The organism is Psychrobacter maritimus (genome assembly GCF_029953575.1).
In the GTDB taxonomy this organism is placed as follows: Bacteria; Pseudomonadota; Gammaproteobacteria; order Pseudomonadales; family Moraxellaceae; genus Psychrobacter; species Psychrobacter maritimus.
Genome location: NZ_CP124526.1, coordinates 2,460,807 through 2,476,099, shown reverse-complemented (window position 1 = coordinate 2,476,099; position 15,293 = coordinate 2,460,807). Strand labels below are relative to the sequence as shown.

Genomic DNA, 15,293 nt, shown 5'->3' with positions numbered 1-15,293 from the left:
GGTTTTTTATTTTGTTAAATCAGCTTTGTTTTGTTAGCTGCATTATTTATAAGCAGTGGGGTCTTTTAAAACCGCTTGCGCTTCTGTTTGAACCGGAAAGAAAGTCTGTAAAACGTTATCTTTTGCTTGTTGCCAATAATCAAACTGCTGGCATGTTGACTCAAGGTCACCTTGCCAAACAGGTATCTGTCCACACATGGTCTTGATGCGTTTTTGGTCAGGATAGGGGAGCTCTTGTGCCGCTGCCGCAGCTTCGTGAGCAGCAACGCGGTCATTACAGACCAAGGCAATATCGCAGCCTGCTTCAATCGCCGCTTTGACACGGGCGCTAACATCGCCTGCAGCTTGTGCGCCTGCCATCGATAAATCATCAGAAAATAACACCCCATCAAAATTAAGCTGCTCACGAATGATGTCTTTGAGCCAAATTTTTGAAAATCCTGCGGGTTTATTATCGACTTGGGAGAAAATCACATGCGCTGGCATTAAGGCATCAAGCCAAGGCAACGTCTGCGCAAAAGGCTGCATATCACTATTCATAATCTCATCTAAGCTACGCGTATCAATGGCTTCTGCCACATGTGAATCAGGGGCGATGGCACCATGACCGGGAAAGTGCTTACCGGTAGTTGCCATACCGGCATCTTTCATACCGCGCATAAACTGGCTGGCTAGGGCAATAATCGCTTGCGGCTCACGATGAAAGCTACGGTCGCCGATAACTTGGCTGATACCGTCTCTATCGAGCACGGGCGCAAAACTTAAATCAATGCCGACTGCCAATACTTCGGCCGCCATCAAATAACCGCAATCGTAAGCAAGGCTCAGGGCGCGGTTAGGGTCTTGATTAAATAACTCACCAAGTCTTCCCATTGCAGGCAATGGCGTAAAACCGTTACGTAATCTAGCAACGCGCCCACCTTCTTGGTCAACGCCAATCAAGATATCGGCATTGTGATAGCGTATATCGTCACATAAGGCGCGCACTTGCGCCGCGTCTGCCACATTACGGGCAAATAATATTACCCCGCCCACTTGTGCTTGTTTGATTAAACTGACATCTTCAGCAGTCAGTGCGGTACTATCGATATCAATCATTAAGACGCCGTACATTGCGTGATCCTTATTAGGCTATACCTTATTATATTATCGTTTATGGTCAAAAAACATTTAAGCTCAAAAAAGCGCTAAGCCATGAGCTGCATGATTTATCGTCATGATTCGCTATCGCTGTTCATTGCCATATTGGTTATATTATGACAGTTATTATAAGATGAGCATAATGTCGCGGCTTAATTGATTTAAAACAGTTATGTTGATGAGCTAATGAGTACTTATTTAGTTAGAGCAATAAATAGGTTTGATAGAAAGTTCGTTCGTTGGCTCATAAGACACAGCGCCATGGCGGGTAAGATTATTTATACAGTTTGAGACAGCAGCGTATTTATAGCCATGCTAGTATTGATTGATTTTTTAACGATAAAACTAAAATAACTATCATGTGTTTGCGCGCTTTTAATGCTAGCGTATCGCATGGTTTAATGGTAAATATAATACAGTTAAAAACAGTCAGATTTGTGGATAGCCGTTTATTAGATAACTTTTAATATGAATAACAACTAAGCATATTTTGCATACTTTTCACTTAAAATAATTAGGTATATATGATGAAAAAACAACCAGCACAGTGGTTACTCAGTGCAGCGTCAGTGGGTATCGCTGGTCTTATTCTTACCCAAAGCTATGGCACCGCAGTGGCTGATAGCAATACTGAAGGCTTTAAGGCCACCCCTGAGCAACAGGTCACCACCCGTCAGGTAGCGGCATTGCTGGATCGTAGCCATTATCTCAATCAGCCGCTCGATAGCGCAACGGGTAGCGAGATTCTATCCATGTATATCGATAGCCTTGATCCAAACCATACCTTGTTTTTGCAATCTGATGTCGATGAATTTAAGAAAAAATATGCCGATGAATTTGGTGCACGCTTAAAACGTGGCGACTTATCTGCTGGGGTAGAAGTTTTTGAGCGCTATCGTAAACGCTCTAATGAATACTTCGCGATGGCAAAGAAGCTGCTAAACACAAATCTTGATTTAACCAGTAAAGATAGCATTGTACTTGACCGCGAAAAGCTCAGTCATTTTAAAACCAAAAAAGAGCAGCGTGATTATTGGACGCGTCAGTTAAAGTTTCAGCTGATGAGTATTACTTTGGGTCAAGAAGATGAAAAGGCGAAAGAAAAAGTATTCTTGGACAATCCTGATATCACGCGCGGACAAGATTTGGTGCGTAATGATGAGCGCACGCCAAGTGAGATTTTGCTCAATCGTTTATCACGCCAGCAAGAGCAGTTTACCCGTCTAAAAAACGACGAAATCATGGAAACCATCTTGAACACGGCGATGCTGACTTATGATCCGCACAGTAATTATTATGCGCCGATTCAAGCCAATGAGCTGCAAATTCAATCTAGTTTACAATTAGAAGGCATTGGGGTTTCTATTCGCCCTGACCGTAAAAACCCAGATTATACTCGCATTGTGACCTTGGTTGACGGTGGTCCAGCGGCAAAGTCTGGTCAGATTAAACCTAATGATTTGATTATCGGTATCGCCAAAGACGGCGAAACCATGACCGATGTGGTCGGCTGGTCAACGCGTGAAATTGTCGGCTTGATTCGTGGTAAGCGCGGCACTTCGGTAACTATTAAAGTACGTCAACCAAATACCCCAGACGCTAGCGCCCGTAACGTAACCGTGGTTCGTGACATTATTCAACAAGAAGAATCTGGCGTCACCCAGCGCGTCGTTGAAGTTCAGCGCCCTAATATCGATAAAACGCCCAAACGTATCGGCGTCCTTGAGATACCAAGTTTTTATCTCAACTATCGCGCCCGTCGTAACGGCGAAGAGTACCGTAGCGTCAGTGTCGATACTGAAAAAGCCCTTAAAGAGTTGAATAAAAAAAATATCGACGGTCTAGTGGTTGATTTACGTAACAATCCAGGCGGCTCGCTCGATGAAGTTGCCAAGATGCTTGGCTTCTTTATCAAGAGCGGTCCACTGGTGCAAATTCGCGACAATCGTGGCAATATCCAAGTCTATCGTGATGATGACGGCGGTGAGCAGTTATATGATGGCAAGATGGTCGTTATTACTAACTTAGCATCGGCATCTGCCAGTGAGATCTTTGCCGCAGCGATTCAGGATTATGGTCGTGGCTTGGTCGTCGGCAGTACAACGACGGGTAAAGGCTCTGCGCAAATTCAATTAGATAGTCTAGCTTTGGGTTCAGCCACTTTAACGCAGCGTAAATTCTATCGTATCACCGGTGGTAGTACGCAAAATAAAGGCGTGGTACCTGATGTTGAATTGGTCAATATCTATGATGATGCGACCTTTGGCGAGCGCGCGCAGAAAAAAGCTTTGCCGTGGGATACCATTAAAACCGCGCCTTATAAGCCTGAAGGTAAATTTTCTGCCAATACGTTAGCGACGCTAAACCAGCAATCAAAAATCCGTCAGCAGAAAAACCCGCAGTTTGTTTATCTATCAACGCTAAACGATATTCGCAATATGGAAGATGAGAAAAAACCAATTCCTCTTGATATTAATAGCCGCCGTGCCAAGATGCAGCTGATAGAGAAGCGTTCATTGGAAGCTGAAAATAAGCGCCTTATCGCAACGGGTGAGCGTCCTTATGCCAATTGGAATACTTATCAAGCCGCGATGGATGCAAAATTTGAAGAGCGTAGTCAGATGAAAGAAAGTGAACGTCCTGAGCTACCTGAAGACGAAGCCTTTATTAATGAAGCCGCTTATATCATGCTTAGCGCTGATGCAAAAGTACTCGCTAGCCCAGAAGAAAAGTTATAGCAAATAGTATCTTTTAGGCTATCTCTGTTGTCACTAAAAATGCGTGTAAGCATATGCTTACACGCATTGACGTTTAGACCTCTTACTAACCTTGGGTCAATCTGCGATTATAACTGTACGGCACGATTGAACGAAAAGGTTCATAGGTACTAGGGATTGGTATCTTAAAGGTCGCATCAGGGATAGGTGGTTTGCTGATTAGGGATGATAAGGCTGGAAGCCTGAACGTTATAAGATGCTCCGGGATTAAGTATCTAATAACATTAACATGGATGGTTAGTGATAAAAGCCGCATAATGCTTGTCGTTATGCGGCTTTGTTACGTCTGCAATCTCGATAATGCTTATAAGGGTGCTTTTTTTAAAATTGCTTGTATTGCAAACATTGTATTAAAGGTAGTGCGAAAAAAAGGTCAGTAGATTGCTCTACTGACCTTTTTTAGTTAGACGATAACACTATCGTTCATAACTAAGTATTCGCCTAACTATGTTAAGCATACTAACGATGGTACGCTAAACTCAGAAAGAGATTAGTGCTCAACGCCACCAGCGCCATGGATATGGCCATGGTTCAATTCGTCTTCAGTTGCTGCACGTACTTCTTGGATTTCAACGTCAAACGTTAAACGCTTACCAGCCAATGGATGGTTTGCATCAACAGTCACTTCTTTGTCGTTTACATCAGTAACGGTCACTAGCATAACTTGACCGCCAGCTTCTGACTGAAACTGCATACCAGGCTGGATGTCCTCAACGCCTTGGAAGTTTTCACGTGGTACATGCTGTACCGCTTGTTCTTGGTATTCGCCGTAACCATCAGCAGGCTCTACAACGGCATTGACTCTTTCGCCAGCAGATTTGCCTTCTAGTTGTTGCTCAAGACCTGGGATGATGTTGCTATGGCCATGCAAATAAGCAAGCGGTTGACCTTCTGGAGACTGGTCAAGGATGTTACCTTCGTCGTCTTTTAGAGTGTAGTTGAACTTGACGGCAGTGTCTTTTGCGATAGTAGTCATAAATTATCCTAAATATGTCGATATTAAAATTTAAATACGGTTGGAATAAACCTAAAAAAGCCAATCAGCCAGCCAAATAGCCACGTCATTAGTCAATTATCATCAGTTTATTAGGGTAACTTTAGCAGTTAGCATCTTTAATTGCGATGCCCCCTATCGGTTTCAAGGTTAAAAGCATAAAAAATGCCAATTAATCGGCGAATTAATGTAAATAAATATGATTTTTCTGATTTTTACGCTCTTTAACGACTTCTTCTCTCTTTAATATAAGCAGCGTAAGGTTTGCCAGTTGCGTTTTTGCATAATGACTCCTACCATAGAGACGATCATAACAATAATAATAGTAGTGAATAAATAGTACGACTAAAATAAATAGTGAAAATTATAAGGATAAGAAACAATGATGACTGCATCTTCTCAAGCTTTGCCTACTAGTACTTTGAACAGCACTTTAAATCAGCAAACCGCTCCTATCTCTTACCAATTCGACTTTGCACGCTTTTTTGAGCATTTGGTCGATGTAGCGCTGACCTTTACCGCTGATACTGACGCGCCGAGTTTGTGGTTGCCAGCATGGATACCGGGTAGTTATTTGATGCGCGAATTTGCCCGTAATATCACCGCGGTGCACTATGAGATTTTAGATAGCCAAACTCTAAACAATCAAACATTAGATAGTCAGCTCACGGACAGTGATAAAAAAACAAATACGTATCGCGCGCAAAAAATAGATAAAAATACTTGGCAGCTACCGCAAGTGCGCGCAGGGCAGAGCATACATGTCCATTATGAAGTGTATTGTTATGATTTATCGGTGCGTACTGCGTATGTCGACCAGCAGCGTTTATATGGCAATTTTACCTCGCTTGCTTTAGCGATTGAAGGACAAGAGCAAAAAGCGGTAGAGGTTGATTTAATCGTGCCAGCGGTATTTTTAGCCGACAAAGATGCCAGTCATGTGCGCTTGGCCTGTGGACTTGAGGCAGTACAATCACAAGGTGATAAGCTGCGCATATATACTCTACAAGCAGGCAGCTATTACGAGCTTATCGATTATCCGTTTGAAATTGCTGAACAAGATAGCTTTGATTTTATTATTCAAGATGATAAGCACCAGACGATTGGCCATCATTTTTATCTTGCCGGTAAGCATAGCGCCAATATGGGACGCTTGCAGCAAGACGTCACTCAAATCTGTCAAACTTATCTAGATTGGCTCGGCGATGCGCCATTTAATGATTACACCTTTATGACCTTTGCCAGTGGTCAGGATTACGGTGGTCTGGAGCATATCAATTCGACCAGTTTGATTACCCCGCGTCGCGATTTGCCCAATGCTGATGAGCCAAAAGTACCAAGTACCGATTATCAACGCTTTTTGGGCTTATGCAGCCATGAATACTTTCATGCGTGGTGGGTGAAAACTGTCCGTCCAGATGTGATGTTGGATGTGGATTTGCGCCGCGAAGCCTTTACGCCATTGCTATGGGTGTTTGAAGGTTTTACCTCTTATATCGATGATTTTATTTTGCAAGCGTCAGGCGTCATTGATAAGGCAAGCTATCTTAAATTACTCGACGAACAAATCAATCGCTATTACCAAACCCCTGGGCGCGCGCATCAAAGCGTTGCCGAGTCGAGCTTTGACGCCTGGATTAAGCTCTATCGCAACGATGAAAACACTGGCAATGCAGGTATCAGTTACTATAATAAAGGTGCCTTGGTAGCGTTATGCTTAGATTTAACCTTACTAGAAAAAAGCGCTGGACGTTATCGTTTGTTTGATGTCGTCAAAGCCTTTTATGGTCAAGCAAAGCAAAAGGATAATAAGCGCATCGGCATCAGTAGTGCTGATATCGGGGCAGTTATCGGGCAGTTTATGCCATTAGCGGATTGGGAAGAGTTTGAGCGTCGTTATGTTAATGGCGTTGAAGAGCTGCCCCTAGAGGCGCTGCTTACAGAAAATGGTATTAAAATTTACCCTAATACCAAAGAGACGGCAGATAAACATGTGCCATGGGGCATGCGCTGTAGTGAGACGCCACTGGGTCTTAAGGTTAATCGCGTAACACGTGACAGTATCGCTGCTAAGGCTGGCATTTCAGCCCATGATGTCGTCGTCGCAATCGATGGTATTAAAGCAGACACTAAGCAATTAGCAACGCTTAGTAAGGCCACGCGCGCTGTGGAATGTCATTTATTCCGCCGTGATGAGTTGATGACGGTGAAAGTTTTACCTAAATCTGATTTCGCTGATAAAGACGCGCATGATGATAATGAAAAAGCATTTCCGCATAGCGTCAGCTTACGTCTAGCAAGGGCTAGTACCGATTGCGAAGGCGATGCCAAATATGCAGACTATGCAAATACTGAAAACGCTTGGCTTAATGCGATAGCGCGCTATAAAAATTAATAGCTAGAGTAGCTAGGCAGGTTAAAAGCGATTAGACATTTAGATATTAAAAAACCCTTGCTAAGCCGCATCACTTAGCAAGGGTTTTATGTTTTTAAGGCTTAAATCGTTAGAGGCAAAAATTAGGGAGAAATGTTACTGCCCTAAATATTTAGCCTTAAGACTTAGTATCCTCTTTAATCTCTTTTTCATCTCCAATAACGGCTTCAGCATTATCATTAACCGTCGCTTTATTAGCTTTATTGGCTTTATGAGACGTAATCCAATTTTGCATCAGTGCAATCTCAGGCTGCTGAGCATCGATAATGTCTTGGGCTAGCTTACGCATCTCTTCATCCGTACCGTATTGAAGCTGTACTTTTGCCATATCTACGGCGCCAATATGATGCGGCAGCATACCGCGCGCAAAGGCCATATCAGCCTCAGGTTCGGCAATACCAAGCATCATATCACTATGCATGGTATTCATCCCTTTAGCATAAGCTGCTTGCATGGCCTCGGTATTGGGTTTGGGTTTGGGCGCATCAGGGTGGCTGGCCAGCCATTTATTCATGATATCGATTTCAATTTGCTGTGAGTCGATAATGTCTTGGGCAAGTTTGCGCATGGTCTCATCAGTCCCATATTTTAGCTCAATCTTTGCCATATCGACCGCGCCGCGATGATGACCGAGCATCCCTTTGGCAAAGGCGGTATCGGGATCGTTATAACCCATACCAACCATCATCTCATTATGCATACTGGTCATCGACTTCGTATAGTCTTTTAGCATATCCGTCATTTGTGCTTCGTCTACTACATCGCCACTCGCAGACATATCATGGCCAGCATGGGCGTCCATATCGTCAGCAGCTTCAGACGGCTCAGTCGTGGTTGTTATTGCTTCTTCTGCCGGCATTACCTCGGTATCCTCTGTTGCGGGCTGGCAAGCACTCAGCAGCAACGCCGCAGAGATACTAGTGGCAAACAAGGTAAAACGACGAGAAGCAATCATGATATATCCTTACTATCAATAAAAAATAACAAACCAGACAAACAATAAGCAAGCTGCAGGCGATATCCGCTACATTAAATACAGATTTCGCCCAAAGATAATATGGTTTTGTAGCTTAGCAGATAAACCTTGCTCATTCGAGACGCTATGTTTAACAAGTCGTAATATCTTTAACAAGCTCAACAGCAAAATCAATTAATAGGTACTTAAAATAAGTAGAAATGAACAGTTTATAAGGCTAAATACCTTATTAATAACCCTAATCAATAACGCCTAATTGCTGACAACGCTCACGACTTAAATGAATACGCACAAATTCACCAACGCCAAGCGACCCAAGCTCGAATCCAGCCACTGACCAACGAATAAGACGCAGACAAGGTAAGCCTACATGCGCGGTCATACGCCTGACTTGGCGATTTTTGCCTTCATAGATGGTCAGCATAAGCCATGAAGTCGGTACACTTTTGCGCTCACGAATAGGTGGGTCGCGTTGCCATAGCGTAATAGGTAAATCCGCTTCATCAACCAGTAGCGCCGTTGCCGGTAAGGTTTTGCCATCTTTTAACTGGACTCCAGCAGCCAATTGCTTTAGTTGGTCAGCGCTTATTAGACCTTCTACTTGTACCAAATAAGTCTTACCTTGTTTTTGCTTATTTTGCGCAAAATTCTTGGCAGAGGGCGGCTGGGTAATGGCTTTATTAACCCCTCCGTCACTGGTCAAAATCAGCAAGCCTTCTGAGGTGGCATCCAGTCGACCGGCGACGCGAAGAGATTTATCGGTGAAATACTGCGATAGGGTACTGTGGTCATTATTGCTGTCATCACGAAATTGACTTTGTACTCCGTAAGGCTTGTTGAATAAAATCAGGCTGGAGGTCGACATAAAATAGCGTTTCCCAAAGATAAAAACTGAATGTAGGGTAAATAGAAGTAGTATTAAAAGCGTAAGTGCTTGCTAAAAAACGCGCAAGCTATAAGGCTATTCTTACAATTATCGATAACCATGTTATGATTGTGGTATTTATCATAATGATAACTAAAAATGGCTCATGCAAAACAAAAATCATCAAGCACGCTTTATCTTAGTACAATGGCTAAGGCAGCTTGCGGTTTTTTTGTATGACTTCATTCGCAAAATCTGAAAAATTTCATGCATTTTTTATAAAGTTTTTTTGTCATTTTACTTATTGTAATGACATCTGATTTTGTCGATAAATGACCAAGCAATTTTTGCAGTAGCTTTGATTTTTTCCATGATTATTAAAAATAAGTGTTAATCATATCATCAACAATATCTTTAAATATTACTCTTAAAACTATTATACATCACCTCGCCAAGCATGTCGGCCTAGCTATATTCTGCTCAGTACGTTCTGCGCAATATGTACTGCTCAGCATGTGCTGCTCAAATAATTAGCGTTTAACTCGCTACGCTGCTGCTTAGCTAAAGCCAAAAGCAAAACATAAATAGCTAGCGAACATAACAGAATGCCAATGATGCCATGATGCTTGCGCTATCTACTATAAAAATACAATCAAGGAGTTTGATCCATGCCATATGAAAAGGTAATCGTCCCAAGAGACGGCGAAAAAGTAACCGTTAATGCTGATTTAACCCTAAACGTACCCAATCATCCAATTATTCCCTTTATCGAAGGCGATGGTATCGGTGTGGATATCACGCCGGTGATGATTAAAGTCGTTGATGCCGCGGTATCAAAAGCCTATCAAGGCAAAAAATCCATCGTTTGGATGGAAGTATATTGCGGCGAAAAAGCCTCGAAAATTTATGATGGCGAATATCTACCGACCGAAACGCTCGAGGTTCTGCGCGAATACGTGGTGAGTATCAAAGGTCCATTGACCACGCCAGTTGGCGGCGGTATGCGTTCGCTAAACGTGGCGCTACGTCAAGAGCTTGACCTATACGTCTGTCAGCGTCCAGTACGTTGGTTTGAAGGCGTGCCAAGCCCTGTGCATAGCCCAGAATTGACAGACATGGTGATATTCCGTGAAAACTCAGAAGATATCTATGCAGGTATCGAGTGGAAAGCGGGCAGTGATGATGCCAAAAAAGTCATCAAGTTTTTGAAAGAAGAGATGGGCGTGACCAAAATCCGTTTTTCCGATGACTGCGGTATCGGTATTAAGCCTGTATCAAAAGAAGGCTCGCAGCGTTTGGTGCGTAAAGCTATTCAACATGCTATCGATAATGACTTACCGAGTGTCACCCTCGTGCACAAAGGTAATATCATGAAATTTACAGAAGGCGCGTTTAAAGAATGGGGCTATGAGCTTGCCGCTGAGCGTTTCGGTGCTGAATTGCTCGATGGCGGTCCTTGGATGACGATAAAAAATCCAAAAACGGGCAATGAAATTGTCATTAAAGACGTCATTGCTGATGCTTTTTTACAGCAGATTCTCATGCGTCCTGCTGATTATTCCGTTATCGCAACGTTAAACTTAAACGGTGATTATATTTCTGATGCGCTGGCCGCAGAAGTGGGTGGTATCGGTATCGCACCGGGTGCCAATAAAGGCGGGTCAATCTCTGTCTATGAAGCAACTCATGGGACAGCGCCTAAATATGCTGGTCAAGATAAGGTCAATCCAGGTTCATTGATTTTATCTGCTGAAATGATGCTACGCGATATGGGTTGGACAGAAGCTGCCGACCTTGTGATCGATGGTATCAAAGGGGCGATTAAGAACAAAACCGTCACTTATGACTTTGAGCGTTTGATGCCAGATGCTGTTTTGCTCAGCAGCTCTGAGTTCGGTCAAGCCATTATTAAACATATGGATGCTTAACTGGCTAATAAGTTAAGAAACTTTGGTTAGCTAAGTTTTACCCAGTTATATTTTGAAGAGCTATCTACTGCGACGTAGGTGGCTTTTTTATGGTTATCTATTTATTTAGCCATAAAAAACACCCCAAAAGTCTCAGACCTTTGGGGTGTTTGATTCATGCTGACTTAGCAATGTTTACTAAGTCAGTTTAGAGCCATTTATTCAGTTTAGAGCCAGTTACAACGAAGCAATAGTCTCGTTGAATAAGGCACTTGGGCGCATGGCTTTTTCAGCTAAAACTTCATCTGCCAAGTAGTAGCCTTTTAGATCCATAGGCTTACCCTGAACCGCATTCATCTGTTCAATGATAGCCGCTTCATTGCTTTCAAGCTTTTGTGCCAATGGCGCAAATTGTGCTTTTAGCTCGCTATTCTCATCTTGTGCTGCCAACTCTTGAGCCCAGTACATAGCCAGATAGAAATGGCTACCACGGTTATCCAATTCGCCCGTTTTACGTGAAGGCGACTTGTCATTTAACAGCAGCGTTTCAGTGGCTCTATCAAGGGTATCGGCCAATACTTTTGCTTTAGCATTGCCGTCGTTCTTAGCTAAATGCTCTAAAGATTCGGTCAAGGCTAAGAACTCACCAAGAGAATCCCAACGTAGATGGTTTTCTTCAAGCAATTGTTGCACGTGTTTCGGTGCTGAACCACCTGCGCCTGTTTCAAACAAACCGCCGCCCTTCATTAGTGGGACAACTGACAGCATCTTAGCACTGGTGCCTAACTCTAAAATCGGGAACAAGTCAGTTAGGTAATCACGTAAAATATTACCAGTAGCAGAAATGGTATCTAGACCGCGCGCAACGCGCTCTAAGGTATAACGCATCGCACGAACTTGTGACATGATTTCGATATGTAGACCGTCAGTGTCATGATCTTTTAAGTAGGTTTGTACTTTTTTGATCAGCTCGTTCTCATGTGGACGGTAAGGGTCTAACCAAAAGATAACTGGCGTATCTGATTCACGGGCACGGCGTACGGCAAGCTTCACCCAATCTTGGATAGGCTCGTCTTTGACCTGACACATGCGCCAGATGTCACCTTTCTCAACACGCTGCTCAAGCAATACTTCGTTGGTTTCTTCGTCAACGATACGAGCTATGCCCGAATCGCTTGCTTCGAAGGTTTTATCGTGCGAACCATACTCTTCTGCTTTTTGCGCCATCAAACCAACGTTAGGTACGGTACCCATCGTGGTTGGGTCAAAGTTGCCATGCCATTTACAGAAGTTAATCATTTCTTGGTAAATACGCGCAAAAGTAGATTCAGGCATGACTGCTTTACAGTCATACATTTTGCCATCAGCCCCCCACATTTTACCGCCTGAGCGGATCATAGCAGGCATAGAAGCATCGACAATCACATCACTTGGTGAATGGAAGTTGGTGATACCTTTTGATGAATCAACCATCGCTAGACGTGGACGATGTACTTGGCAAGCATGTAAATCGCGCTCAATCTCTTCACGTAAGCTGGCTGGTAATTCGGCAATTTTTTCGTACAAACTTGCCATGCCGTTATTGACGTTGATACCTAACTCGTCAAATAACGCGCCATGCTTATTAAAGGCATCTTTATAATAGGTTTTAACCGCGTGTCCAAAGACGATAGGATGCGATACCTTCATCATGGTGGCTTTTACGTGTAGTGAAAATAAGATACCGGCTTCACGGCAATCTTCCATTTCACGCTCATAAAATTCAAGCAGCGCTTTTTTGCTCATAAACATCAAGTCGATGACTTCTTTATCGAGCAAAGCGATGCCTGATTTGAAAACATTAACCGTGCCGTCTTCAGCCACGCGCTCCATACGTACGGTACGGGCTTTATCTAAGGTAATCGATTGCTCGCCGTCATAGAAGTCGCCACTGTGCATGTGTGAAACGTGCGTTTGTGACCATTGCTTCCACTCACCCATAGAATGCGGGTGCTTACGGGCGTAGTTTTTCACTGCTTTTGGTGCACGGCGGTCTGAGTTACCTTCGCGTATGACAGGGTTTACAGAGCTGCCTAGGCTCTTGCCATAGCGACGACGGATTTCTTCTTCTTCTTCCGTTCGTGGCTCATCTGGAAAGTTAGGAATCGCGTAGCCTTTGCTTTGTATCTCTTTAATTGCCGCTTTTAATTGCCCCACAGAGGCACTGATATTTGGCAATTTGATGATATTGGCGTTTGGATCTTGGGTTAATTGACCAAGCGCAGCTAGGTTATTAGGAACGCGCTGCTCTTCCGTTAAGTATTCTGGAAATTCAGCCAACACACGCGCTGCAACAGAGATATCACTGGTTTCGACTTCGATGCCTGCTGTTTGGGTAAATGCTTTTACAATAGGCAAGAATGATAAGGTTGCAAGCGCTGGGGCTTCGTCAGTTTTTGTATAAATAATTTTTGACATGTTAGTAGAGTATTCCTTGTTGTCATTAATGAGGCCAATAAAGCTGAGGTATTATTTAACAGCTCTATACAGCCTGCATACAATAATGGGCTACGGGTTGGTTCAAATACATCAAGTGTCGTCGTTTATTGCCATTCTAGAGTGTCAAGACTGCTAGAAAAATCTTTCATAAGCAGTGACTGACCTTTCTTAGGTTGGCCTTTGTTAAAAAGTCGCTGTAGCAAGCACTTATTTTATTAAAGGTCATTATTCAAAGGTCATCTTGACCATTTACTTCAAAGCTCTCAGACTAAAATGGTCTGAGAATGTATGACTGACGCCATATTATAGTCGATCCACTATAAATTCGATATGATGTCAATCTTGTACATTGAACTAAGTATACTATTTTCGCTCATATCCTATGTATCTGAATTATATTAAGCTAGTAATAACCTTATTCTACCAGTCATCAACGTCGATATCATCTTTTGCAGACAATTTGCACGCTTTTAATACTATTTTCTGCACACATGAGCTTATTTCTATAACAATGTGCTTGTTATAGTAGTTATTCTCCAATAAAGCGGTTCTTTCAAATAGCCATTTTTTAGCGTTTATTGCAGTCCAAACCAAATCTGTACTTAAGCTTAATTTTCAGCCATAAAAATAAAACAGTCATTAACAAATAAGCCATTTGGTCAGCTGCTTTGCTGACGATGGCTTTTTTGTGCTGCTTTTTCTTCCCTTTTTTGACAAAGGTGTTTCGAAGAGGGCGTTTTAAGAGGACGTTTTAAACATAAACAAAGTGCTCTTTTTTTGAGGATTAGATAGTAGACCTCTTGCAAAAGTCATAAACCAAGCTCGAAATTAACAACACCGGCGAATAGCTTAATTCTAAGATCATAGCGCTGACGACGGTTGCGATATTTATGAGCAACAATTTTGAACAATTTAATTAAGCCTATTTTATGTTCAATCATAATACGAAACTTTGCCAGATAGTGATTGGCTTGTTTGCAGAGCTCTAACAGTTGGCCCCCACGTGGCTTTTTAAAGGGGGTGAAGCTCTGTTCATGTAACTTTGCTATACCTTGATAACCACTATCTGCTAATAGTTTAACGTCACAAGGTAACCAGTCAGGACAAGTATCTTTATAGAGCTTAAAATCGTGGATTGACCCTTTGGAAGTTTGAACATCTAATATCAAGCCTGTTTTCCAGTGGACGATCACTTGCGCTTTTAAGGTGTGTTGTTTCTTCTTGCCGCTATAGTAGTCTCTTTGGTTTTTTTTGGACGCTCAATAGGGGTTTCAGTGGCATCGACGATGACGACTGACCAATTAATATCGTCATCGACTCTACTAGGCAGCTTTTTAGGTAAATCAAACTTTCCTGAATCAATAAGAACATCTTCTACTTTACGAATGATACGGCTGGCAGAAGATTCATGAATACCAAAGTCCATACTGATGTGGTACAGCGTCCGGTATTCACGCCAATAAGTAAGGGCCAGTAATATTTGCGCCTCAAGACTAAGCACGCTTGGTCTACCTGATTTGGTCTTTTGGGTTTCATGCTGCTGCATGGCCTCAAGCATTTCATAAAAGGTCGCTTTATGAATGCCCGTGTAGCGTTTGAAGCCAGTGTTATTTTGTTCGAGTAGCTTATCTATGTTTGGCATGGTTCCTAGCCAGTTGTGAATGTATTAGTTATTGTAAAATCCTCTGCTACTTTTGCAAGAGGTCTAGTGAGGATTGGATA

10 protein-coding genes are annotated in these 15,293 nt (G+C 42.7%); 3 read left to right on the top strand and 7 right to left on the bottom strand.

Annotated features, from left to right (window positions below):
• Window positions 1-42: 42 nt before the first annotated feature.
• Window positions 43-1,113: a beta-N-acetylhexosaminidase gene (nagZ, locus tag QJS82_RS10525; RefSeq protein ID WP_281490437.1), complete on the bottom strand. Its 1,071-nt coding sequence runs from the start codon at window positions 1,111-1,113 to the stop codon at window positions 43-45.
• A gap of 554 nt (window positions 1,114-1,667) precedes the next feature.
• Here nagZ and QJS82_RS10520 point away from each other — a divergent pair.
• Complete coding sequence (locus QJS82_RS10520) at window positions 1,668-3,878, top strand: carboxy terminal-processing peptidase (RefSeq protein ID WP_201562450.1); 2,211 nt, start codon at window positions 1,668-1,670, stop codon at window positions 3,876-3,878.
• A 529-nt stretch (window positions 3,879-4,407) separates the two neighbouring features.
• Here the strand turns inward: QJS82_RS10520 and QJS82_RS10515 are convergent.
• Window positions 4,408-4,893, bottom strand: a complete 486-nt coding sequence (locus QJS82_RS10515; protein ID WP_149490575.1) for an FKBP-type peptidyl-prolyl cis-trans isomerase — start codon at window positions 4,891-4,893, stop codon at window positions 4,408-4,410.
• A gap of 403 nt (window positions 4,894-5,296) precedes the next feature.
• On the opposite strand from QJS82_RS10515, the gene QJS82_RS10510 reads away from it, so the two are divergent.
• Entirely contained in the window at window positions 5,297-7,306 is a 2,010-nt protein-coding gene (locus QJS82_RS10510) for a M61 family metallopeptidase (RefSeq protein WP_438656710.1), read from the top strand.
• 157 nt (window positions 7,307-7,463) lie between these two features.
• Here the strand turns inward: QJS82_RS10510 and copM are convergent, their stop codons facing one another.
• Window positions 7,464-8,300 carry a CopM family metallochaperone gene (gene copM, locus QJS82_RS10505; RefSeq protein ID WP_281490435.1) on the bottom strand — a complete coding sequence of 279 codons (837 nt, stop codon included), beginning with the start codon at window positions 8,298-8,300 and terminating at the stop codon, window positions 7,464-7,466.
• A 259-nt stretch (window positions 8,301-8,559) separates the two neighbouring features.
• The gene (locus tag QJS82_RS10500; protein ID WP_281490434.1) at window positions 8,560-9,186 is read right to left on the bottom strand and encodes a pseudouridine synthase; all 627 of its coding nucleotides are present in this window, start codon (window positions 9,184-9,186) and stop codon (window positions 8,560-8,562) included.
• A gap of 668 nt (window positions 9,187-9,854) precedes the next feature.
• On the opposite strand from QJS82_RS10500, the gene icd reads away from it, so the two are divergent.
• Window positions 9,855-11,114 carry an NADP-dependent isocitrate dehydrogenase gene (gene icd, locus QJS82_RS10495; protein WP_281490433.1) on the top strand — a complete coding sequence of 420 codons (1,260 nt, stop codon included), beginning with the start codon at window positions 9,855-9,857 and terminating at the stop codon, window positions 11,112-11,114.
• Between the two features lie 216 nt (window positions 11,115-11,330).
• On the opposite strand, the gene QJS82_RS10490 is transcribed toward icd, so the two are convergent.
• From QJS82_RS10490 to QJS82_RS10480, 3 genes are all read right to left on the bottom strand, one after another.
• Entirely contained in the window at window positions 11,331-13,550 is a 2,220-nt protein-coding gene (locus QJS82_RS10490; RefSeq protein ID WP_281490432.1) for an NADP-dependent isocitrate dehydrogenase, read from the bottom strand.
• Window positions 13,551-14,380: 830 nt separating this feature from the next.
• A complete protein-coding gene (locus QJS82_RS10485; protein WP_281490431.1) occupies window positions 14,381-14,764 on the bottom strand; it encodes a transposase family protein in 384 nt (127 codons plus the stop codon).
• A gap of 8 nt (window positions 14,765-14,772) precedes the next feature.
• The gene (locus QJS82_RS10480; RefSeq protein WP_281490430.1) at window positions 14,773-15,213 is read right to left on the bottom strand and encodes a transposase family protein; all 441 of its coding nucleotides are present in this window, start codon (window positions 15,211-15,213) and stop codon (window positions 14,773-14,775) included.
• Window positions 15,214-15,293 lie beyond the last annotated feature (80 nt).

Bases quoted from the DNA above. Each gene is read 5' to 3' on its own strand.
- QJS82_RS10520 (WP_201562450.1), top strand. From the start codon at position 1,668: ATGAAAAAACAACCAGCACAGTGGTTACTCAGTGCAGCGTCAGTGGGT.
- QJS82_RS10510 (WP_438656710.1), top strand. From the start codon at position 5,297: ATGACTGCATCTTCTCAAGCTTTGCCTACTAGTACTTTGAACAGCACT.
- QJS82_RS10480 (WP_281490430.1), bottom strand. From the start codon at position 15,213: ATGCCAAACATAGATAAGCTACTCGAACAAAATAACACTGGCTTCAAA.
- copM (WP_281490435.1), bottom strand. From the start codon at position 8,300: ATGATTGCTTCTCGTCGTTTTACCTTGTTTGCCACTAGTATCTCTGCG.
- QJS82_RS10515 (WP_149490575.1), bottom strand. From the start codon at position 4,893: ATGACTACTATCGCAAAAGACACTGCCGTCAAGTTCAACTACACTCTA.
- nagZ (WP_281490437.1), bottom strand. From the start codon at position 1,113: ATGTACGGCGTCTTAATGATTGATATCGATAGTACCGCACTGACTGCT.
- QJS82_RS10500 (WP_281490434.1), bottom strand. From the start codon at position 9,186: ATGTCGACCTCCAGCCTGATTTTATTCAACAAGCCTTACGGAGTACAA.
- icd (WP_281490433.1), top strand. From the start codon at position 9,855: ATGCCATATGAAAAGGTAATCGTCCCAAGAGACGGCGAAAAAGTAACC.
- QJS82_RS10490 (WP_281490432.1), bottom strand. From the start codon at position 13,550: ATGTCAAAAATTATTTATACAAAAACTGACGAAGCCCCAGCGCTTGCA.